Source organism: Heyndrickxia coagulans DSM 1 = ATCC 7050, from assembly GCF_000290615.1.
In the GTDB taxonomy this organism is placed as follows: domain Bacteria; phylum Bacillota; class Bacilli; order Bacillales; family Bacillaceae_C; genus Weizmannia; species Weizmannia coagulans.
This window is the reverse complement of the sequence record NZ_ALAS01000219.1, coordinates 1-19,568: the sequence shown is the minus strand read 5'-3', so window position 1 is coordinate 19,568 and position 19,568 is coordinate 1. Positions and strand designations below refer to the sequence as shown.

Annotated in this window: 20 protein-coding genes; 9 read left to right on the top strand and 11 right to left on the bottom strand. The window is 45.6% G+C overall.

The annotated features are described in order from the left end of the window. Nucleotides 1–406 precede the first annotated feature (406 nt). A complete protein-coding gene (locus IC21_RS12170) occupies nucleotides 407–730 on the bottom strand; it encodes a PTS cellobiose transporter subunit IIB (protein ID WP_013858446.1) in 324 nt (107 codons plus the stop codon). Nucleotides 731–860: 130 nt separating this feature from the next. Continuing rightward, a complete protein-coding gene (locus IC21_RS12165) occupies nucleotides 861–1,193 on the bottom strand; it encodes a PTS lactose/cellobiose transporter subunit IIA (protein WP_013858444.1) in 333 nt (110 codons plus the stop codon). A 516-nt stretch (nucleotides 1,194–1,709) separates the two neighbouring features. Here IC21_RS12165 and IC21_RS12160 point away from each other — a divergent pair. Next, the gene (locus IC21_RS12160) at nucleotides 1,710–2,117 is read left to right on the top strand and encodes a YndM family protein (protein ID WP_013858443.1); all 408 of its coding nucleotides are present in this window, start codon (nucleotides 1,710–1,712) and stop codon (nucleotides 2,115–2,117) included. A gap of 144 nt (nucleotides 2,118–2,261) precedes the next feature. Here IC21_RS12160 and IC21_RS12155 read toward each other — a convergent pair whose 3' ends face one another. Beyond that, nucleotides 2,262–4,094, bottom strand: a complete 1,833-nt coding sequence (locus tag IC21_RS12155) for an Ig-like domain-containing protein (protein WP_234969582.1) — start codon at nucleotides 4,092–4,094, stop codon at nucleotides 2,262–2,264. 508 nt (nucleotides 4,095–4,602) lie between these two features. Between IC21_RS12155 and IC21_RS12150 the strand changes: the two genes are divergently transcribed. From IC21_RS12150 to IC21_RS12140, 3 genes are all read left to right on the top strand, one after another. Then, complete coding sequence (locus tag IC21_RS12150; protein ID WP_013858440.1) at nucleotides 4,603–4,821, top strand: DUF1659 domain-containing protein; 219 nt, start codon at nucleotides 4,603–4,605, stop codon at nucleotides 4,819–4,821. Between the two features lie 25 nt (nucleotides 4,822–4,846). After that, on the top strand, nucleotides 4,847–5,065 hold the full coding sequence (locus IC21_RS12145; protein ID WP_013858439.1) for a DUF2922 domain-containing protein: 219 nt from the start codon (nucleotides 4,847–4,849) through the stop codon (nucleotides 5,063–5,065). A 62-nt stretch (nucleotides 5,066–5,127) separates the two neighbouring features. Further along, a complete protein-coding gene (locus tag IC21_RS12140) occupies nucleotides 5,128–5,268 on the top strand; it encodes a YvrJ family protein (protein WP_013858438.1) in 141 nt (46 codons plus the stop codon). A gap of 229 nt (nucleotides 5,269–5,497) precedes the next feature. Here IC21_RS12140 and IC21_RS12130 read toward each other — a convergent pair whose 3' ends face one another. Further along, entirely contained in the window at nucleotides 5,498–6,715 is a 1,218-nt protein-coding gene (locus tag IC21_RS12130; RefSeq protein WP_029142620.1) for an MFS transporter, read from the bottom strand. Between the two features lie 187 nt (nucleotides 6,716–6,902). Between IC21_RS12130 and IC21_RS12125 the strand changes: the two genes are divergently transcribed. Together IC21_RS12125 and IC21_RS12115 are read left to right on the top strand one after the other, a co-directional pair. Beyond that, a complete protein-coding gene (locus IC21_RS12125; RefSeq protein ID WP_029142619.1) occupies nucleotides 6,903–7,817 on the top strand; it encodes an LCP family glycopolymer transferase in 915 nt (304 codons plus the stop codon). 665 nt (nucleotides 7,818–8,482) lie between these two features. Beyond that, on the top strand, nucleotides 8,483–8,848 hold the full coding sequence (locus tag IC21_RS12115) for a YhjD family protein (RefSeq protein WP_013858433.1): 366 nt from the start codon (nucleotides 8,483–8,485) through the stop codon (nucleotides 8,846–8,848). A 259-nt stretch (nucleotides 8,849–9,107) separates the two neighbouring features. Here the strand turns inward: IC21_RS12115 and IC21_RS12110 are convergent, their stop codons facing one another. Then, nucleotides 9,108–10,289 (bottom strand): aminotransferase-like domain-containing protein, encoded by a 1,182-nt coding sequence (locus IC21_RS12110; protein WP_029142618.1) that lies wholly within the window; start codon nucleotides 10,287–10,289, stop codon nucleotides 9,108–9,110. 370 nt (nucleotides 10,290–10,659) lie between these two features. Beyond that, entirely contained in the window at nucleotides 10,660–11,370 is a 711-nt protein-coding gene (locus tag IC21_RS12105) for a FadR/GntR family transcriptional regulator (RefSeq protein WP_029142617.1), read from the bottom strand. Between the two features lie 215 nt (nucleotides 11,371–11,585). On the opposite strand from IC21_RS12105, the gene IC21_RS12100 reads away from it, so the two are divergent. Together IC21_RS12100 and IC21_RS12095 are read left to right on the top strand one after the other, a co-directional pair. Then, nucleotides 11,586–13,259, top strand: a complete 1,674-nt coding sequence (locus IC21_RS12100; RefSeq protein WP_029142616.1) for an L-lactate permease — start codon at nucleotides 11,586–11,588, stop codon at nucleotides 13,257–13,259. Between the two features lie 288 nt (nucleotides 13,260–13,547). Then, nucleotides 13,548–13,685, top strand: coding sequence for a zinc ribbon-containing protein (locus tag IC21_RS12095; protein ID WP_014096075.1), 138 nt, complete (start codon nucleotides 13,548–13,550; stop codon nucleotides 13,683–13,685). A 165-nt stretch (nucleotides 13,686–13,850) separates the two neighbouring features. Here the strand turns inward: IC21_RS12095 and IC21_RS12090 are convergent, their stop codons facing one another. The 4 genes from IC21_RS12090 to IC21_RS12075 all read right to left on the bottom strand — a co-directional run bounded on the left by IC21_RS12090 (nucleotide 13,851) and on the right by IC21_RS12075 (nucleotide 17,557). Beyond that, a complete protein-coding gene (locus IC21_RS12090) occupies nucleotides 13,851–14,066 on the bottom strand; it encodes an RpnC/YadD family protein (protein ID WP_019722148.1) in 216 nt (71 codons plus the stop codon). Between the two features lie 33 nt (nucleotides 14,067–14,099). After that, on the bottom strand, nucleotides 14,100–14,279 hold the full coding sequence (locus IC21_RS12085) for a hypothetical protein (RefSeq protein ID WP_029142615.1): 180 nt from the start codon (nucleotides 14,277–14,279) through the stop codon (nucleotides 14,100–14,102). A gap of 340 nt (nucleotides 14,280–14,619) precedes the next feature. Beyond that, nucleotides 14,620–15,705, bottom strand: a complete 1,086-nt coding sequence (locus tag IC21_RS12080) for a M42 family metallopeptidase (protein ID WP_026104662.1) — start codon at nucleotides 15,703–15,705, stop codon at nucleotides 14,620–14,622. 277 nt (nucleotides 15,706–15,982) lie between these two features. Beyond that, nucleotides 15,983–17,557 carry a bifunctional metallophosphatase/5'-nucleotidase gene (locus IC21_RS12075; protein ID WP_483868379.1) on the bottom strand — a complete coding sequence of 525 codons (1,575 nt, stop codon included), beginning with the start codon at nucleotides 17,555–17,557 and terminating at the stop codon, nucleotides 15,983–15,985. Nucleotides 17,558–17,766: 209 nt separating this feature from the next. Here IC21_RS12075 and IC21_RS12070 point away from each other — a divergent pair, with 209 nt between their 5' ends. Then, nucleotides 17,767–18,714: a phosphate/phosphite/phosphonate ABC transporter substrate-binding protein gene (locus IC21_RS12070; RefSeq protein WP_029142613.1), complete on the top strand. Its 948-nt coding sequence runs from the start codon at nucleotides 17,767–17,769 to the stop codon at nucleotides 18,712–18,714. Between the two features lie 115 nt (nucleotides 18,715–18,829). On the opposite strand, the gene phnE is transcribed toward IC21_RS12070, so the two are convergent. Then, nucleotides 18,830–19,492: a phosphonate ABC transporter, permease protein PhnE gene (gene phnE / locus IC21_RS12065; protein WP_029142612.1), complete on the bottom strand. Its 663-nt coding sequence runs from the start codon at nucleotides 19,490–19,492 to the stop codon at nucleotides 18,830–18,832. Between the last annotated feature and the right edge of the window lie 76 nt (nucleotides 19,493–19,568).

Genomic DNA, 19,568 nt, shown 5'->3' with positions numbered 1-19,568 from the left:
GTCTTTTTTCTTTAGTGGAATAAATCAACGACCTTTAATTGTCTGACTGCTTACAGTTTCAGGGGATATAGCATTTTGGCAAGGGCTCTTGTAAAAAAGAATATTGCGGTAACATATCTGACAAGCAAATACCGGTTATAGTACATCGATTTAAGCATCTGGTTTTTTTGATTTTTTTCAAATAATGCTTTTTCTACGTCATTCATAAAAATCCCTCATTTATTAAAAATCTGGCTCCCCGCTATTTGTGATAACTTAAGCTATCATCCATTACCTCCAATCCAAAAGACTTCTTAACGGGTATCTTGCTGATGACCACCTTCCTTCCGTCTATTTATAAAATTTGGCATTGCCTGATGAATATATTGTAAATAGCGAAGACCCACATTTTAATTACATAAACAAATCAATCATTTGGCAGCTCTTGCAGGATTAAGTTCCCTAATTTTTCAACACCCATTGGAATCGGAATATAGGCTTGCGGCGGAATATTTACAACTGGCTTTCCTACACGTTCACCGGCTTCCTTAAGCTTTTGAAAATACATCTTTGTTTGTGGGCTGACTAAATATAAATCAAAGCCCCCTTTTTCAATCATCTTATTGCCTTCATTTGCTGAAACGGCATCCACTTCAATCTCCTTGCCTATTGATTTAAAAAATTCCGTTGTCTTCTTCGCCATTAAAGAAGAGGACATGCCTGCTGCACAAATAATTAATGCTTTTTTCATAATAAATGCCTCCAATTGGTTTTTTTGTTATTTAAACTTGCTTATCAATAAATGAAAGAGTTCCATTGCTTTTAATGGCCCGCTTGTGCCGCCAATCATACATTTTTCAAACAGCAAGCTTGGCAATTTGTTAGCACTTTCGGCATTCAAGTTCATTTGTTTTTTTATAAAGTTCAATGATTTCTTTTGCCAGGTCAATCACTGTCATGGCATTCATTAAATGATCCTGTGCGTGTATAAGCAATATACTGATTTCTAATTTTTCCCCGCTTGCTTCCCCCTTTATAAGGTTTGTTTGAAAACGATGAGCGATTGTCATGGCTTCATTGGCTTCTTCAATTTTTTGCTCAGCTAATGCAAACTCGCCTGCTTTCGCATGGTTGATGGACTCCGCAGCTAAGCTTCGGGCATTTCCGCCATTTAGGATAATTTGAAAGCTGATTTCTTCTATGTTCAACGTCATCACCCTTAACTTGAAAATTGTGTTTTTTATCCTTTTTGTTGCATAATACAAAGAATTGGTCCTTGCTGTTGAAACACAAATCGTAAATCAATCTGGATGTATCCTTAATCACTGCTTGATGCTTCTTTTTATCAGCTGCTTACCTTAACTCCATATTAATATGGAAACGGTTTCACTTTAACCCAAACTCTTTCCTTAGCGCAACGGAAATCATTACTGGAAAAAATAAAGCAACGGAAAAATGGAATCAGGATCATTTTTCCGCTTTCTCCCCATTAACATGACTGCCGCTATTTCAATAAAACATGGCACCAAGCTTTTAAGTATACCTTTTTGTTTATCGCATTTGCCAATACTGCGGTAAGCAAAAGGCTGTTTGCAGAGGTTTTAGATTTTAAGAACCTGGCATTAAAAGTGCAATTGGAAAGATTTTCTGTACCGAATGCTTTCATTTCCCGATTAACGGCTGTAAGAGCGGGTAATGATATAGTACAAACACCAAAAGGAGGGACCGTTATGGAACATGCAAAGGCGTTAGTGGTGAAATTTATTATGGTCGCAGTTGTGTTGGGCATCATTTTATCCGCCATCTTCAACATGCCGTTTGGCGATATGATCGCCACCAGTGTAGTGCTGACCATTCTTGCATATGTCCTGGGAGATTTGATGATTTTCAAGCGGGAAAATGAACGCGAGGAAGATACGCAAAGAAATATCATGGCGACTGTCGCGGACTTTGTTCTGGCGTACCTTGTTGTGTGGCTGATGGGACGATCACTCGCCCCGGACATGGACAATCTGTTATGGGCGGCGCTGGCTTCAAGCATCGTAATTGCAGCCGGCGAATGGTTCTTCCATAAATATTTGCACCATCTTTTCCATCACACGCCTGACCGTGAATATACCGGATACGGCGGTGACTGATTGAAAAAACGGCAGCTGATGAGCTGCCGTTTTTTCGTATTCCTATAAAAACTTACCATTCATCAATCAATCATCCAATTGTGCAAGCATCAAGTTTTTCAATCGCTGTGCACTTCTTCGGGCCAAGCAAAACTTTTATTTCCCTCACCTTACCGTAACCATTCTTGTTTTGCTTTTGTTTCCGGCTCTGTCTTTCGCAAAAATGGAAAGCTTTGTGCCTTTTTTCTGTTTGCTGATTCTCACACTGTATGCGCCCCTGGCATTTGCTGTGGCTTTGCCGATCTGTTTGCTGCCGCGGTATACATAGACAACTACTGATTTTTCCGCTTTACCCGCAACATGTGTGGACTTCGTTGTGACATTGCCGGCAGTCGGCATGCCCGGTGCCGTTTTGTCTTTTACCGTTACTTTCACTTTGCTGCTTTTTAAACCGGCCTCTGTGTAGACATAGAGGACTGTTCCGGCTTTTTGCTTTGAAACCGGAACTTTAAAATATCCTTTCCCGTCTGCCGTTCCGCGTGCAAGTATTTTTCCGTTCTTCATAATGGCCACTTCGATGCCCGGGTCAGCGCTGCCGGAAATGGATGTGCTATTATCGCCGACAGTCCATACTTTAGGTGTTTTCGGCTGCTGTGCCTTGCCGCCGATACTTCCGGACAGCAGCGTGTACGTCACATCCCGCCCTTTTCCGGACGGAACGGAGAAGCGGCTTGCCGAAGACAGCTTTTTCACAACCGCCCCGCCGCCTTTTAATTTCAGTGAACTGCCGTTGTAAGTTTTAATTCGGAGCGGTTTGAACGCGGCACTCCCTTTAAATCCGTATAATCCGTTTGTCTGCTTTAACACGAGTGCGGCCCGGAAATCGGTCATAAACTGCCCGAAAGTCAGGTTCGGGTCAATGTATTTTTGGATCACATCCTGGATAGCTTTTTCATTTGTATTCGGATCATCCATGATTTTTTTGAAAATGGCATCGCCTTGTCCGCATTGGATTTTCAAATACTCCATAAACAAATAGGACAAGGAATAATTGGCAAGCACATCCCCGCTGTCATCCCAGTAGAGAAGCGAGTGGCCGTTTGTAATGGAAGCATCATTGTTATAGTCATCAATCCGGTCGGAAAGCGGTTTGCCGGTATAGATTTGCTCTGCGGCCATGGACATCCCTTCGTCAATCCATGTATCAAACGTATCCCAATGATGCTGGATGAACACTTTCTGGTTAAAAGAGATCATATGCTGAAACTCATGGGCGAGCGTCGAATACGCTTCGGTTACATTTTTGGATGTCCCCGTCCCCATAAGCGGGTATGTGTCAATATAAAAGATTTCCGACTTGTTGGAAGTGTCGGCATCAAAAAGGTCAAGCGGGTAAAAATAGCCGGCTACATATCCGCCCGAGCCGTCAAACCCGTCCTGGATGTCATAACAAAGAATATTCACTTTCCCATTACCATCAACATCGGACGGCATGCCGAAATATCTCGTATCGAGCGCATAAATACGGTTGTCAAATTCTTTTCCAAGCTGTGCAGCCTGGGCGCCGTTCAGCTGGTTGTTGTATACCCAGACATCCGCATGCGGCCCGCTGTATAAAAGCTTGGCGCTTACTTGGTAATCTTTATTGCTGGCAAGATTGGACACCCAGAATTTTTTCGTATCACCTACCCGGGGAGGGCGGGTTTTTTTCATTTCCATGCGGATGGAATACTTCCGCAGGCTTAAATATTTTAATAGATCAAATGGCTTCTGGTAATCAATCCGGTAAACACTGCTTTTGAACTTTTGGCGGAGCGGTGCCAGGTTCGCAATCTTGAAAGTGCCGGTCGGCTCTGTCAAAAGGCTCGAGACAGACTCGTTGCTGACAAGCTTATAATAGTCCTGGGCCGACGCGCTTCCGCCTGCGCCGAATACCCCGGCCGGGAGTATAAACAATAGCGATAGAATAATAGGCAAAGATAATGCCCGCCTGAACATTCTCAATGAAATTCCTCCTGTACCTTTGTCCGGGCAACCCGGCCCTTTTGAAAAGTTGTTTCTTCCATTCTAGCACAGCCGTCCGAATGTTGGCTGAAAATGAGAGAGGTTTTTTTACAAGTTTTACCCAAATTTGCCTGGCTGCAATGTCGATGAGTGGATTCTTCTGCAGCAACAAAAGTATGGGACTGGCCTGCACAACCCTTACCATTTCCACTAAAAAGCAGCGGGAAGTTTCATATTCCCGCTGCATTGTGGAGTTTTTCGGCCTCCGCTGCGACCCCGGCGCTGGCTGTTTCGATTTCTTTTACAATTTTAACAAGTTCTGCCACATGGTTTTGGACGATTAATGCCGTTTGTTTGTTTTGTTTGACCGAAGCGGTAATTTGCCGGAACGATTGTCCTGCCGCTCCTGCATTGCCATCCCTATTTCTATCTTTTCAACAAAAGAATAGTACCCTTTTTTCTGTTCAGCCGCTATATAAGGAGTGAAAGGGGGTGAGCGGGAATGGCACAAGTCAATTTAACAAATTCCCGCATTTCATTAATCTTTGATAACGGGGTGAATGAAAATGGAAAACCGGTGACCAAAGCGAAGTCGTTTGCCAATGTGGCCGTGTCGGCAACACCCGATGCCATCCGGCAATTTGCAGAGGCATACGCTTCGCTGCAGCAAAAAGCGCTGGTCCGTGTGACGCGCACTGACTTGAACGACATCAGTGCGTGAAAATAAAAAAAGGGGGAATGGGTAGATGAAAACTTTGGAACTTCAGTTTTTGACGCAGGACAATAAAACAGTGAGGGTTGCAGTCGATGAGCCGGCAGAACCCATCGATACGGTGAAAGTGAAAAACGCCATGGCCCAGATGCTCGGCTCGGGCGTGCTGGTCAGTTCATCCGGCATGGCGCTCTCCAGCGTGAAAGGCGCACGCCTTATTGAGCAAAACATTACGGAATATACGCTGGCGTAATCTTTTGCCCCCGGTTCCCGTTCCGGAACGGGGGCTCTTGATTTTACAGGGGGAGAGGAGAAATGCATGAAATGGTGTCGCTCATCAGTGAAGTCGGATTTCCGGTCGCCGTCACCGTCTTTTTGCTGTACCGGATTGAGGCCAAGCTTGATGCGGTGATTGAATCGATCCAAAACCTGCCGGAACGGATGAAGGGAATCTGAAAGGGAGGGGCTTATGTACAAGCCCCTCCCTTTTGCCGGATGGATCATTTTCCGGTTTGCCGTTGTTCATATTCCACAAAGCAGCGCGAGCCACAATCTCCCCGCTTTTTCCCGCATACCTGCCGCCTGCATGCTCCATTTCCGCAAAATCCACGCTATAGATGGTACACTTCGAGCAGAACGCGAACATTCGTGAGCAGTTCCCCCACATGAAAATTGGGACATGCTGCTATTTTCCCTCCGATTCTGCATTCCCCGGCACACCTGTTTTCAACATTGGAAAAACAAAGAACAGCCCGATGATGAAAAACAACGCAGCAAGTTCGAAAACAGCAGTGATCGAAAACCATTCCTTCAATGCCCCCGCAAGGCTCATGGTCACCACCATGGAACCAGTGAAAAGCGGGCTCAAAATGCCGTTCACCCTGCCGATAAAATCGGATTCTGTATTTTGCAGGATCAGGGTGTTGATGCCGATCTGGATGCTCGGCATGAAAAAGCCCGAAACGAGTTCGGCGGCAAGCGTCAGCCAGAGCGCAGTCGAAGCACCGATTACCGCAAGCCCGATGGCATTTGCAAGCATACCGGTGAACAGCATTTTTTGCGGTGAAGCGGATTTTGAAAGGGCCATGGAAAAAGCGCCGCCTGTAATCATCCCAATGCCATTCACCATCACAAGCCATTGCAGGTTCTCTTTCGGCAGGCCGAGGCGGTCCGTTACGAGGAAAATGTTCATTGGCTGGATAAAACCGACGCCAAGCCCGGCCGCCAGAAAACCAAGTCCCAACAGCCGCAATTCCTTTTTAGATAATACATAGCGAACACCGCTCTTCATTTCCTGGAAAATATTCGACAATTTTTCCTTCTTTTCAATTGCCTGGTCTTGCGGGATAAATGACAAACTGGCGGCGGAAAACAGAAAAGCGAGACCGGTTATCAAAATAGAATAATCTATTCCAAACCTTTCATAGGAAAACGTGCCGACCACCGGGCCAAAAATCATGAAAACAGCAAAAATGGTCTGGTAAACGGCCATTGCCTGCTGGATCAGGCGTTCCTCCAAATGCATTTTAAACAGTTTCATCCCGGACGGTTGCGAAAACTGCGATAAAATCGAGGAAATCAGTGTTGCAAAAAAGACGGACTGCCACGAGCCAAAAACAAGCGCGCCGATGACGCCAAAAATGGATACGGCACTCAGCAAATCACACCAAACCATTGTTTTCTTCGGCTGCCAGCGGTCCGCAAATGTCCCGCCGATAAAACTAAAAATGAAAATGGGCAGAAACTCCGCCACTGAAATCATGGAAACGGCAAACGGGTTCCCGTTTGTTTTTTCTGTCACAAACAACAGGACGGCAAAATTCTGCACCCAAATGCCCACCTGCAAAAACAACGCGGATACAAACACCATCCGGACAAACCGGTTTCTCAAAAGCTCTCTCACAAGCGTCCCCCTCTGGCCAAATCTGTCTCATATCGTGCCATTATCATACCGGAATCGGAAGCCTTAAGCAATACAGATTGATTTCCGGGCCGTTGCATAAACGAAAAATTCCCATTAACAATTTGGAAAAACCATGATATGATAGCGATTAGATTAGAAAAAAAATTTGAAGAAAAGGGTCGAAAAAATGAAGAAGAAGATATTTATCACACTCGGGATTCTCTTAGCGATCATCGTGATCGGAGGCGGAGGGTTCGCCTATTACGTCTACCATTCAGTCCAAAATGCCGCAGACAAAATGTATGACAGCAAATCCGTGAAACCATCCGAGAAGAATACGGAAAAAATTAAAAGCGAAAAACCCATCTCCATTCTTTTACTCGGTGTGGATGAACGGGCCGGAGATGTAGGAAGATCCGATACGGTCATTATTCTTACCCTGAACCCGCAAAAAAAAGCCATGCAGATGATTTCCATTCCGCGTGATACGAGGACAGAAATCGTGGGCAAGGGGACATTGAATAAGATAAATGCGGCTTACGCTTATGGCGGGCCAAAAATGGCACTGGATACAGTAAACAAATTTGCCGATTTAAATCTTGACCAGTACATACGCATAAACATGGAAGGACTGGCTGACCTTGTTGACGCTGTTGGCGGTGTAACCGTCCACAACAAAATCAGCTGGCATGACGAAGGATATTATAAAAAAGGCTATTATTACGCCAAAGGGAACATCACATTGGATACCGGCAAAAAAGCGCTTGGTTATGTGAGAATGCGCCACCTTGACCCTCAGGGCGACTTTGGCCGCAACCAGCGCCAGCGTGACGTCATTATGGCCGTCATTAACAAAGCGTCGACAATCCAGTCTTTCTCACGCTATCAGGAAATCCTGGCTGCGATCCAGAACAACATCAAAACAAACCTGACGCTTGATGATATGAAAAACATTGCGATGAACTACCGCGACTGCCGCCAAAATACGACAGACTATGAAGTAAAAGGCTCAAGCGCGACCATTGATGGCATCTACTACCTCAATGTCAGCCAGGCAGAACGCGACAAAGTCCATAACATGGTTACCAATATGGAACAATGAGGACAGGCCCCATTGCCCGGGGCCTGCCCTTTTCAATTTTTATTTTTGTTTTTCTTGCGGTTTTACCGGAGATCTTTCCGGCTCTATGTCTTTGTGATGATGCTGTTTTTCCTGTTGTTCCGGTGAGTCGCCTTTTTTGTCCTTGTTGTAATCCATTTGGTGCCTCCTCCCGGCTAGATTGATGCTCCTCAAGCAAGCATCACTGCCTGTTTGTTGTAAAAATACCCGGCAGGTGCACGGAATAAACAAAAAACATTGGCGCCCGCACCAGTTGGAGAGATACCTGTCCCTTTTACGGGGAACGTGTGCTAAAAGGCAAACAACCTTACAAGCTTGCATCAGCCGCCGGTACCTGCCCCGTCCGGAGTGCTTTTACAAAAGCGGCCCGTGGAAAACGGAAACGCTCAAAACAGCTTGAACAAAACCCATATTACAAATGCCCACACCGGAATGGACAATCCAATGCCAATCAGACAGCCTTTCGCAAAATCTCCGTCTTTGTCATTCATTTCTTCATTTCCCTTTTTTATCAAGATGATCGAAATTCGCTTTGTTATCATTTTGGCGTATATGGTGAACATTATTATAACAATCCATTTTTCGAAAACCAAGTAACGATTGACCGGAACATGCGTTTGTTTATATAATGGAAACAGGTGATCCGTATGCCGCAAATCTTAACCGAGGAAGAAGAAAAACTGATCGAGGCATTTATCCTTCTGCCGCTTGCCAAAAGGACGCTGGAACGGGACCAGAGAGCGATCCGGGCAAGCCTGTTAAAATTTAAAGAGCCTTATCTTTTTGCAACAGACCAAATGCTTTTGCAAATTTCATCCTGCCTCGCCCAGGTTAAACGGGAAGCCGGCAGAAAAAAGATGCGCTTTTACAAACGGAACGACCTTTCCTATACCGTGTTTGTGCGCGGCTGGCGGTTTGAAAAGAATTACCACCCGCAAATAGCAGCGGAGTGGGTAAGAAACCGAATCACCGGTTTCTTCCTCCCGTTGCGCCGGCCTTTTGAAGAACAGTAAAGAGCTTGCGAAAACCAACAGCTTTACTGGTATTTTAAGGAACGCCGCCCGGACGTAAAGCGCTCCAAAACGCCTGTCCATGAAGCATTTCGGAATACACGGGAGATTGGAATGCCGGGTGAAAGGGAGACGCCCCCCTCTTTTTAAAGAACGCGAAAAAATTCCAATATACGATTGACAAACAGCCAGTGTAATCCCGGAGAACATGGCAGCCTGGAATTTTCACACGCCCGGAAATCCCTTTAGCGGATCCTCCCCGCTAAGCGCTTGTTTTCTTCCACTTTTTGAAACTTTCTTCCAGACGGGCAAACCCTTTTTTCATTTCCTCATCACTGCAGTAGGCGAAACAAAGGCGGATTTTTGTGTTTGGCCCGCGCTCAAGCGTAAAGGCATCACCCGGCACAAATACGGCGCCGTCCTGTGCCGCCATTTTCATCCATTCCGCCACACCGCCTTTTTTAACATCAATCCAGTAAAACAGCCCGCCGGCAGGTTCAGCCCCTTCCCATTGCTCCGTTTCATGCATATGCTGTAAAAACCGTTTTGTCCAGTCTTTCCGTTTTTCATAAAAGTGTTTTTGTTTTGCAAGGATCTGTGGCCAGTTTCCGGAAGAAATGAGTTTTCCCGCCAGCATCTGGTTTATCGGCGATGTGCAGGCGTCTGTTACCTGCTTAAACTGTTCGAGTTTTTTCAGAAATACCGGGTGTGCGAGAATAAAGCCGGTCCGCATCGCGGGTGCCATGACTTTTGAAAAACTGTACAGGTATATGGTTCTTTCTTTTAAGGGATCGAGTTCGAACAAGGAAGGAGGGCGGCTGTGAAACAGCAGATCACGGTACGGATCATCTTCTATAATGATAAAATGGTACTGGTAAGCGAGTTCAATGAGTTTTTTCCGTTTTTCGAGAGAGGTCGTGACGCCGGTCGGGTTTTGGGCATTCGGAATAATATAAAGCGCTTTCAATCTTCTTGTTTGCAATGTTTTTTCAAGAAAATCAACATCCAGACCATCTTGTTCAAGCGGAATGCCGGCCGCCTTGAGCCGGTACTGGTGCATCGCCGAAAAGGCAATGGAATACGTGTACATTTCCATTGCAAAACTGTCCCCTTCATCCAGCAGCATTCTGCAGACAAGGTCAACCCCCTGCGTATTGCCGTTTGTCGCCATGACATAAGCTTCAGGAATATTTTCCTTTTTGGAGATGGCATCCACATACGGACCAAACCCTTTTGCACTACAATACTCATACAGGCGTGCCGGATCCGCCTCAAAGATTTCATTCATGATGCGCTGCAGTTCTTTTTTCGGGATCATGCTGCCATTTGGCATGCCGACGCTGAAAAATACCGGATCCCGGACAGCCGGATTGATACTATCCATATACACATCAATCGCATTTTCTTTAATCTTGCCGCTCAACGCTGAAAACATTTGCTTCATCGCCGCCGCACCCCGCTTTCCATTTCTGAAAAATTGCCTATACCCTATGTATATGGGAAAGCGCGGAGGAAAGTGACATAAAAAATGAAACGGGAAAAGAATACAAGACCACCCAGGCCGGATACCCCAGCAGCCAACAAATGCCGGAACAATAGCGGAGAATGCTTCCCGCTGTTCTGTTTTGGCATTACCCTGTCATCGAAAGCCCGAAGCCGTACGGATCGGCGCAATACAAAAGCCTGTCCCGCTTGAAAAATATTTCAAAGCGGAACAGGCTTTAAATTTCCTCTCATTCCCAGGTTTCTCAAAGGAGCCGTACTGTCCCAAAGCACATACTCTGCGGACGATTGCGTTCATGAAAACAGATTGGTTAACGCAGAAAATCCTGCAGGCTGCTTTCCACAAACTGCAAATGGCCGATCATGGCCTTGCGCGCTTTTTCGCTGTCCTTTTCTTCGATGGCTACCCTGATTCTTTCATGTTGTTCGTACAAGGCGCCCATTGTGGAAGGATCAGAAAAAAGAAGCATTCTGCGCGTTTCTTTCATTGCATCCTCCATCGTCTCGGCGACCTGGTTCATCAACCCGGTAAGAATCGGATTTTGTACAGCCCGGACAATGGCAAGATGAAAGGCAAGATCTGCTTTTTCACCGAGTTCTTCGTTTCCCGTCGCCCGCTTCATATCTGCGAGCGCCTGGCTTATACTTTCCAGATCAGCTTCAGTCCGTTTGACAGCGGCCGCGGCTGCTGCTCCGGCTTCGAGAATCTTCCGGACTTCAAGCAGGTTTGCCACATCTTCCTGGTTCATCAGTACTGCCTGCGAAATGGGATACGAAATGCCGCTTGCATCAAAGTTGCGGACAAATGTCCCCTCGCCCTGTTTTAATTCAATATAGCCGAGCGCCCTTAGTGATGTTAGCGCTTCTCTTATAGCCGATCTCCCCACTGAAAACTTTTCCGCCAGAAGCGGCACCGGATCGAGCTTATCCCCGGGCTTAAGCTCCCCGTTTTGGATCATCTCTATCAATTCATTTGCCACTTGTTCATAAATTTTTGCAGGTTTAATTTTTTTATACTTCATGTTTTCTCCTCTTATCCCTTTTCTATATTTTATGAATACCAGCAATCCGGAAAAATAGCAAACAAAAATTTAAAAAAAGAGTTGTTTTTTCTTTTCATTATACTTATACTTTTTAACATGTAAGCCTTATCATCTGATGACTATTTCATCTAATGACCTTAAAAATTGCAATTGGGATGGATTGGAGAAAATTTTTCAAAAAGGAGTGTAGATTGTTGGAGTACGTACAAAATTTTATTCCGCTTAAGGGGCATTTGTTTTTATCCGCACTGATTGCTGCCTTTCCGATTCTGTTTTTCTTCTGGGCACTCGCCATAAAAAAAATGGCGGCACATTTTGCAAGCCTTGCCACACTGGTGATTGCGCTGCTGATTTCTGTATTCGTTTACAGAATGCCGGCCGTACTGCCGGTTATGTCGGCCAGCCAGGGGATTGTGTATGGGATTCTGCCGATTGCCTGGATCATTATCAATTCTGTGTTCTTATATAAATTGACGGTCAAAACCGGCCAGTTTGATGTGATCCGCAACTCAGTCGTATCGATCACGGAAGACAGAAGATTGCAAGCTTTATTGATTGCGTTTTCATTCGGCGCTTTTTTGGAAGGCTGTGCCGGGTTTGGCGCACCGGTTGCGATTACCGCTGCGCTGCTTGTCGGTCTCGGATTCAACCCGCTTTATGCAGCCGGCATCTGCTTATTGGCCAACACTGCACCGGTAGCATTTGGCGCAATCGGATCCCCTGTCATTGCGATGGCAGGGCCGACCGGCGTTTCTGCGCTGGAAATTTCAAAAATGATCGGACGGCAATTGCCGCTTATTTCCATGTTCATCCCGCTATATCTCATCATTGTCATGGCAGGCTTTAAAAAAGCAATGGAAGTGCTGCCGGCGCTTATTGTATCAGGCTTGTCCTTTGCCTTGACACAGTTCTTCGCTTCCAATTTCCTGGGGCCGGAACTGCCGGACGTTTTATCGGCACTCGTATCTTTGGTTGTCCTTGCCGTCTTCCTGAAATTTTGGAAGCCGAAAAACATTTTCTATTTTGAGCATGAAGAGGCTGCTGCCGCGCTCGAAACGCCGCATGTTTCCAATACAGGCGGGCAAATTGCAAAAGCATGGTCGCCGTTTATTGTCCTGACGGTTTTGATCACCATCTGGGGCATCCCGCAGATCAAACTTGCGCTCACCGGGCAGTATGCCGGGGCGAACCCGGTATTAAAGGCTCTAAACCCGATCGGCGGGGCGGCTTCGTTCAGCGGGAATGTGCCATTTTTAAACAATCATATTATCAACGGCGCACACACCCCGATCGCGGCCATGTATAAGCTGGATCTGCTTGGCACTGCAGGCACAGCGATTTTTATCGCAGCCATTGTCACGAAGTTTCTTTTAAAAATTTCATGGAAAGCATGGTTTGCCGCATTCTTTGAAACGTTAAAAGAATTGAAGTTTCCGATTCTTACCATCTTGTTCATTGTCGGCTTTGCGTATGTCATGAACGCTTCCGGCATGATTACAACATTGGCATTGGCGCTCGCCAAAACAGCCGCATTGTTTCCGTTTTTCTCACCGGTACTCGGCTGGCTCGGCGTTTTCATTACCGGCTCGGACACTTCATCCAATGTTTTGTTCGGCACGCTCCAGCAAGTTTCGGCCCAGTCGGTCGGCATGAATCCGCTGCTTGCCATTGCGGCCAATTCATCCGGGGGTGTCACGGGAAAAATGATTTCCCCGCAGTCGATTGCCGTTGCCTGCGCTGCAACCGGGCTGATCGGCAGGGAAGCACAACTGCTGAGATTCACAGTCAAGCACAGTATGTTTTTGCTTTTCATCATTTGCCTGCTCACCTTCCTGCAATCCAACATCCTTTCCTGGATGGTGCCTTAATCAGGAACCCCGCTGCGGACATTTCGCGGCGGGGTGTTTTGTCTTCGGTCACAGGATTCCTGCAAGCAATTGAAGGCGCTTCCCAAATGGCAGATAGCCAGATTTTGTGTTCGATTGCAGGATTCCAGGCAGCCAGTGGGATTATGACTCGGTGGAAAACCCGTGGCGGGACGTTTTGATGAAGCTCTGTAGCGAACGGGCGGTTTTGCACGCGTATGACGGCCGATGTTTAGAAACTTTTTCGCGCGGGTATTCAAATGACAACACGAAACGAAAGGAGCATGGCCGATGCCACATACAGGTGAAACACCGGGAAAAGGCGAGTATAAATGCAAAAACTGCGGGGAACAGATTACGCTCGATGAAGATAAGGACAGGCTCCCTCCATGCCCGAACTGCCACGAAACAGAGTATACGGAAGCGTGAGAAAAACGTCATCCTATTGGATGGTGTTTTTCTTTATTCATATATAAGTGAAATTGGAAATTTACATCTTTACGCACAGTCGGTTCATGTTCGTTTCCCTTCTTTTCTTAGTCCATCCGCATACGTTATTATCATGCCGCCCTCCCATTTCAAAGCCATCAGCCCTTATTCCTTTTCCAGCTTCTCCTTTATTTCAAGGATCTTTTTTTCAGAAAAGCCAGTTGCCTTTTTGGTAAAATCTAGTGGCATCCCAAGTTTAATGAGATTTCGGGTGATCTCGATTTTCCCTTCTTGTCTTCCTTCTCGTTTACCTTCTTGTAGTCCTTCTTTTCTCCCTTCTTCTCTTGCTTCTTGTTTTAGTTCATCTTCATACGTGATCATCGTGCCGCCCTCCTATTTCAAAGCCATCAGACCTTATTTCTTTTCCAGCTTCTCTTTTATTTCAAGGACCTTTTTTTCAGAAAAGCCTGTTGCCTTTTTGATAAAATCAAGGGATGCCCCAAGTTTAATGAGGTTTCGGGTGATTTCTATTTTTCCTTCTTCTCTTCCTTCTTTTCTTGCTTCTTGTTTTAGTTCATCTTCATACGTGATCATCGTGCCGCCCTCCCAATTTTTGATTTCCTGGTTAAATTTATTTTTCCACTATTTTCTATCAACCAGCTTCTCGTTTCAATATTTTTTCAAAAATTAGGTCTTTTAGGCTAACTTGGTTACTTATTTCCCTTTCTTCACTTACTAAAACCAGGATATTCAGATGGTGGCGGCCATCCATCATCTTCCCCATGAGACACCAATAAGAGGATATGAAAGGCGGACAAAAGAAGAGAATACTTGGTGGCAAATTTTTGCATAAAGGGCTTTTTGGTGGACTATCGGAAAACTTTATTCATAAAAAAATCCGGACATCAAAAAGTGCCCGGAATTTTTTATGATTTTAGTCAAAAATAATATGGTTTACTGTTTTGCGGTCGAGACGTTTGATCACTTCTGTTATTAGTTTAACAGTATTTTCGTAATCATCACGGTGCAAGATACCGGCGTGCGAGTGGATATAGCGTGTTGCAATCGTGATGGCAAGAGATGGAATGCCGCTGCCTGTTAAGTGAATGGAGCCGGCGTCTGTTCCGCCGCCCGGAATCGATTCAAACTGATACGGGATATTTAACTCTTCAGCAACTTTCACAACCGTATCGCGCAAGCCTTTATGCGCCACCATTGAAGCGTCGTAAATCACGATTTGCGGACCTTTGCCCATTTTGCTAAGCGCTTCTTTTTCGGAGATTCCCGGTGTGTCCCCGGCAATCCCGACATCAAGTGCAAAGGCAATATCCGGTTTCACTTTGCTGGCTGCCGTTTTCGCACCGCGCAAGCCCACTTCTTCCTGGACATTTGTTACGCCGTAAACGATGTTTGGATGGTTTTCTTTATGCAGATTTTTTAGCACATCAATGACAACTGCACAGCCGATCCGGTTATCCCAGGCTTTGGCAAGCAGCATTTTTTCATTTTTCATAACCGTAAATTCAAAGTAAGGTACCACCATGTCGCCCGGTTTTACGCCCCATTCAAGCGCTTCTTCCCGGCTTGTGGCACCAATATCAATGAACATATCCTTGATTTCGTACGATTTTTTGCGTGCATCCGGTGATAAAATATGTGGTGGCTTTGATCCGATCACACCTGTCACATCACCTTTATCTGTTACAACCGTAACGCGTTGGGCAAGCATCACCTGTGACCACCAGCCGCCGATCGTTTGGAAGCGCAGAAAGCCTGACTCATCAATTTGCGTCACCATGAACCCAACTTCATCCATATGGCCGGCGATCATAATCTTCGGACCGTCCGCCTGCCCCGTTTTCTTCGCAATTAAGCTGCCGAGGCCGTCTGTGTCGAGTTCATCGGCATAGGGCTCTATATATTTTTTGACAACGGCACGCACTTCTGCTTCATTGCCGGCAATCCCTTTTGCATCGGTTAAATCTTTCAACATGGACAATGTCTCATCTAACTTTGCCACTGGCATTCCCTCCTCGTCCCAATATGTACAAAGCCTATTATAATCAAAATCGCAAAAAGTGTAAAAAGTTTCAGCCATCTACTTTTATATCACGTCGGACTATGCCGGGTATTTCCCGATACTCTTTTTGTGGGCTTTTGGCTACCGCGTTTCTGAGAAAAGTCACGACACAGTCCATTAGTGGAATTGAAAGTGACAGCCGTATGGGCATTTATGGTCATCAAGCAGCCGCATCGCATTGGGCTTTACCATTTTGGCCATGTGACATACACTTTCTTTAAAAAATCACTTTCCAATTGTGATCCACCGTTGCCCGAATCACTTTCCGTTCTAAAATGTAGTTGGCGATCAGTTCGGCCGCGTCGATTTGCACATCTTTTACAACAGGCTTACCCTTGAACATCAAATAATCACCGCCACCGCCGGCCCGGTAGTTATTCATCACGACATCATATTCGGCGGCCGGATCAACGGGCTTTCCTTTGTATTTGAGTTTAACAACCCGTTTGCCGACTGGTTTTGACAGATCGATCACATAGTCGATGCCCTCCCACATATCATAATTATAATGCTGTGGTTTTGGGTTCGAAAAAGCGGGGTTGACTTCGATTGTCCCGCCGTTACTAGTCTTAAAATAGCTAGCCGAACGCTCAAGTGCCGCTTTTATATCTGCTCCGGTAATTCGGATAACCTTAAAGGTATTCGGATAAATGTAGTTGGAAACAACATCCCGCATTGTCACGTTTTCAGGAAAGCCTGGCGACTGGTTATCAAATAGTGCTGTGCATGATATGTCTGCCCCGGTCGCTTCCATTTGCACGCGATTCATAAATTCAATCAGGGGATGATCTTTCAAGCGGACTTCCATCGGGTTATGCACGAGCATATCCCCTTCAATTTTACCGATTGGCTGGTCAAGCCAGGCCTGTGTCGCCTCTTCATATGGTTTGGCAAGAGAAATAATCGCAGGGTCGGCTTTTACTGTTTCAACAAACAAAAGTTCTGATGTCTTCTGAACACAGCGCCAGTGTCCCTGTTGTTTTTCCAATTGCAATACAACTTTTCCTACCGCCCTGCCGTTATTGCCTGGCTGTACCACCGTCACCCCGTTGATTGCTTTTCCAGCGATCATCCGGTGCTGATGACCGGTCAAAAGCACATCGATTCCGGATACTTTCTGGCACAGCTGGTAACCCTGATTTTCACCTGTCAAGTCTTCTGTCGGTTCGCCGCTGTCCAAATCCCGTTCAAATCCGCCGTGGTAAGAGAGGATGACGATATCTGCCTGTTCTTTTTCGCGCAAAAATTTCACCCACTGTTTTGCCGTTTCAACAGGGTCAGCAAACAACATCCCGCTGATATGCTGCGGCTGCTCCCAGTTTGGGATATAAGGAGTAGTCAATCCCAGTACGGCCACTTTCAATCCTTCCGCGAATTTTTTTATGATATAGGGGCGCCCAAAATAAGGCATTTTCGTCTGCTCGTTTAAAATATTGGCGGACAGCCACGGGAAATGGGATTCCTTCACCGCCCCCAGGAGCAGCGCTTGCCCATAATTAAACTCATGATTTCCCGGCACGGCTGCATCGTACTGCAATGCATTGGCAGCAAGCACCATCGGGTTAGGCCCTTCTGAATCAATCCTTGCATAATAGTAGGTTAGCGGCGTCCCTTGAATAAGGTCTCCATTATCAAGAAGCAGCACGTGCTTTTGCCGTGCGCGTTCTGTTTTGACCAAAGTGGAGATTTTTGCCAACCCAACAGCCGCTTCCTCATTTGTTCCATAATTGATCGGCAGAATATTTCCATGAATATCGCTTGTTTCAAGTATCACCAGCTCAAATGTTTTCATCCCTATTTCCTTTCTTTTCGACATCTCATTATCCACATTGTAGCTTTTTTCTTTTACATTTTCCATGTCTGTTCAAAAATCCCCATTTTTTCTACGTTGTTAAAACATTTATAAACAATTAAAATTTCGTTTATTTTGTTTTCCATGTAGTATATAATAGAAACTGGAAGTGAAGGTGAATCCATCATGATAAAATTGGGGGTAAATGTATGCTGAAAAAGTTTCTTGCACTGTTTGTCGTTTTAGGACTGACTTCCTCCTTGGCTGCCGGTTGCGGGAGTAGCGGGGAAAAATCAGGGAATAGCAGCCACTCCAGCAGCAGTTCCTATACACCTAAAGAACTGAAAATCGGCTTTGTGCCTTCCCAGAATGCCGAAACATTGGAAGCGAAAGCTAAACCGCTGGGGAAACTATTGTCAAAAGAACTCGGCATTCCGGTCACCGTAACAGTGACAACGGATTACAACAGTATTGTGGAAGCATTGGGTTCGAAGCAGCTGGATATCGGATTCCTGCCGCCAACGGATTATGTGCTTGCCCATAAAAAACACTATGCAGATGTCTTATTACAGGCGCTCCGCTACGGGGTGGATCCGAAAACCGGAAAACCCACTTCGGAAAAAGTGGATTACTATTATTCCGGCATGCTTGTTAAAAATGATTCTAACATTAAAAGCATCAAAGATTTAAAAGGTAAAAAGATTGGCTGGCAGTCACCAACATCTTCTGCGGGGTATGTATGGCCGGCCGTTGAAATGAAAAAAGCCGGTGTCGATGCGCAAAAAGATGTAACCGGCGTCCAACTGCAGGGCCATGACAAAGGCGTGCAGGCGCTGATGTCGGGTGACGTTGATGCTGCTGCCGTCTTTGTCGATGCCCGTAATATTGTTGAAAAAGAGTACCCGAATATTTATAAAACAACGCATTACTTATTCTTGACGGAGAAAATTCCAAATGACACGATTAGTGTACGGCCGGATATGTCTAAAAAGTGGAAAGACAAGGTCACTGACGCTTTTATCAAAATTGGAAATGATCCAAAAGGTCAAAAAATCATCAAAGATATTTACACACATGTCGGCTATAAAAAATCATCCGATGCGAACTTCGATACTGTTCGAGAATACAGCGAAAAAGTCCAGAAAATCGGAAAATAAGCACGAAAACGCATGAAAAGGCTGCCTGCAGGGCGTTAATAAAGCACTGCAGGCAGCCTTTTCTTTTATCTATTATCCTAATTGAACAGTCCATGTTTATCGAAAAAACCGCTTGTTATATCAAACGCTTGCGGATCGATCCGGAAATATAGTCGATTATCGTAACCATTATAATAATACCCCAAAGAATAATTCCAACCCGGTCCCATGAGTGGCCGTTTAAAGCAAAAATCAGCGGTGCACCGATTCCGCCGGCACCGACAATTCCCAAAATTGCCGCCGACCGTACGCTAATTTCAAACCGGTACAGCGTGTATGACATAAAAGCTGGCATGACTTCCGGCAGAATTGCAAACCACAGCACCTGGATCCGGTTTGCACCCGATGCGATCAGCGCCTCTCTGGCAGAAAAATTCATATTTTCAATCGACTCTCCGAACAGTTTTCCAAGCATCCCGATCGAATGGAAACCAAGTGCCAGTATCCCGGCAAAAGCGCCAAGCCCGACCGATTTAATAAACAAAAGTGCCATAATCAGCTCCGGAAATACGCGAATACTGCTTAAAACCACTTTTCCAAGCGTGGAAACGACATAATACTTGCTCATATTCCGCGCTGCCCAAAACGCAAACGGCACGCATAGAACTGCCGAGATAAATGTCCCTAAAACCGCGATTGCTAATGTTTCAAGGAGAGCATGCAACAAATCTTCCCCGTCCGGATCATAAATATAGCCGAAATCGGGGTGGATGAACCCATGAATGATGTTCGCAGCCATGCCTAATGTCGCTATCGCAAGGGGTTTTGACATTTATTTTGGCGGGAGATATTTTAAAAAAGAGCCGTCAGCTCTA

Coding starts and splice junctions, on each gene's coding strand:
- IC21_RS12140 (WP_013858438.1), top strand. CDS start 5,128: ATGCATGAAATGGTGTCGCTCATCAGTGAAGTCGGATTTCCGGTCGCC.
- IC21_RS12070 (WP_029142613.1), top strand. CDS start 17,767: ATGCTGAAAAAGTTTCTTGCACTGTTTGTCGTTTTAGGACTGACTTCC.
- IC21_RS12170 (WP_013858446.1), bottom strand. CDS start 730: ATGAAAAAAGCATTAATTATTTGTGCAGCAGGCATGTCCTCTTCTTTA.
- IC21_RS12095 (WP_014096075.1), top strand. CDS start 13,548: ATGCCACATACAGGTGAAACACCGGGAAAAGGCGAGTATAAATGCAAA.
- IC21_RS12145 (WP_013858439.1), top strand. CDS start 4,847: ATGAAAACTTTGGAACTTCAGTTTTTGACGCAGGACAATAAAACAGTG.
- IC21_RS12165 (WP_013858444.1), bottom strand. CDS start 1,193: ATGACGTTGAACATAGAAGAAATCAGCTTTCAAATTATCCTAAATGGC.
- IC21_RS12110 (WP_029142618.1), bottom strand. CDS start 10,289: ATGAAGCAAATGTTTTCAGCGTTGAGCGGCAAGATTAAAGAAAATGCG.
- IC21_RS12125 (WP_029142619.1), top strand. CDS start 6,903: ATGAAGAAGAAGATATTTATCACACTCGGGATTCTCTTAGCGATCATC.
- IC21_RS12085 (WP_029142615.1), bottom strand. CDS start 14,279: ATGATCACGTATGAAGATGAACTAAAACAAGAAGCAAGAAAAGAAGGA.
- IC21_RS12115 (WP_013858433.1), top strand. CDS start 8,483: ATGCCGCAAATCTTAACCGAGGAAGAAGAAAAACTGATCGAGGCATTT.
- IC21_RS12090 (WP_019722148.1), bottom strand. CDS start 14,066: ATGATCACGTATGAAGATGAACTAAAACAAGAAGCAAGAGAAGAAGGG.
- IC21_RS12155 (WP_234969582.1), bottom strand. CDS start 4,094: ATGTTCAGGCGGGCATTATCTTTGCCTATTATTCTATCGCTATTGTTT.
- IC21_RS12160 (WP_013858443.1), top strand. CDS start 1,710: ATGGAACATGCAAAGGCGTTAGTGGTGAAATTTATTATGGTCGCAGTT.
- IC21_RS12075 (WP_483868379.1), bottom strand. CDS start 17,557: ATGAAAACATTTGAGCTGGTGATACTTGAAACAAGCGATATTCATGGA.
- IC21_RS12105 (WP_029142617.1), bottom strand. CDS start 11,370: ATGAAGTATAAAAAAATTAAACCTGCAAAAATTTATGAACAAGTGGCA.
- phnE (WP_029142612.1), bottom strand. CDS start 19,492: ATGGCTGCGAACATCATTCATGGGTTCATCCACCCCGATTTCGGCTAT.
- IC21_RS12150 (WP_013858440.1), top strand. CDS start 4,603: ATGGCACAAGTCAATTTAACAAATTCCCGCATTTCATTAATCTTTGAT.